The organism is Komagataeibacter kakiaceti JCM 25156, assembly GCF_000613305.1.
On record NZ_BAIO01000649.1, the window covers coordinates 1 to 1,128 of the forward strand.

The window sequence follows — 1,128 nt, forward strand, 5'->3', positions numbered from 1 at the left end:
GCAGCGGGCAGGTTGGCGCGGCGGGGCTGGATGTTTTCCGCAATGAACCCAATCCCGACCCGCGCTTTCTGGAACTGCCCAACGTGTTCCTGACCCCCCATGTGGGCAGCGCCACCTTCGAGACCCGCACCGACATGGGCATGCTGGCGGTCGATAACGTGGAGGCCGTGCTGAACGGTCGCGCGGCCCCCACCCCGGTCAGCGCCTGATCCGGTCATAAGGAAGTACGGTTATGGGAGCACCGGGTGTTTTCGCCCTGTTCGCGCTGGTCACCCTCATCCTGCAGGGGGTGGCCCCCCATATGGGGGGCGCATGGCGCACGCTGACGGATTTTACGTCATCTTCGCGCTGGGCAGCCTGCTGGCCGAGTTCGTGAGCGCCTCCGGCCCGCGCGCGGTGCGGGACGGGCGGAAATAGGGCCGGACGGGGCAGGCAGGGAGAACCGTATCCCTGCCATGGCTGCTGTCAGTCCTCGCGGGCCTGCGCCGCCGCATGGGCCTTGAGATCCGCCGCCGTGCGGCGCACTTCCGGCCCGAATTCACGCTCAAGCCGCCGGATGGTGAAATGCGCCTGCGCCACGGCGCGGTAATGGGACAGGAACGCCGCGTTGAGCGAGGCCCCGCACAGCGCACCGGCCACCGGCATCATCTGCAACGCGAATTTGCGCGACAGGCCCAGCCCGTAATGGGTCGCGACCTCGCTGACCAGCATGATGACGGGGCGGCCACGCAGCATGGCGCGGGCCGAGAAATAACCAAGCTCGCTATCTTCCCCCGGCCCCCTGGCCTTGCCCCCGAACGGGAAGGCCCGCAGGGCGAAAACCTCCAGACAGGCGGCGCGCGCGTCTTCCTGTGACAGATCCTCGCCCTGTTCACGAGCGATGCGGGCGATCTCGCGCATGATGGTCAGCGTGGTGAAACCCACATCGGCCACCAGACCCGGCAGGCCGGTAAAGCCGCCCACCGCGCCCGATACGGTCACCGCCGCCCTGACCGCCGGATCACGCCACGTGACCCCGCCGCCCGGCGTGGCCGGGACATCATACGGGCGGTCCATGCCGATGACGGCGATATTGAACGCGCGCGAGATGGCCGTCTCCCGCCGCGGATTGCAGGCGTGCCTGGCAGG

The 1,128-nt window shown here is 68.7% G+C and carries 2 protein-coding genes; one reads left to right on the plus strand and one right to left on the minus strand.

Going from position 1 to position 1,128, the window contains the following annotated elements:
* Positions 1-209: NAD(P)-dependent oxidoreductase (locus JCM25156_RS25865; protein WP_034960773.1), on the plus strand; the 209-nt coding region annotated here is incomplete at its 5' end.
* A 256-nt stretch (positions 210-465) separates the two neighbouring features.
* On the opposite strand, the gene JCM25156_RS25870 is transcribed toward JCM25156_RS25865, so the two are convergent.
* On the minus strand, positions 466-1,128 hold a 663-nt coding region (locus JCM25156_RS25870; protein ID WP_034960774.1), incomplete at its 5' end, for an EcsC family protein.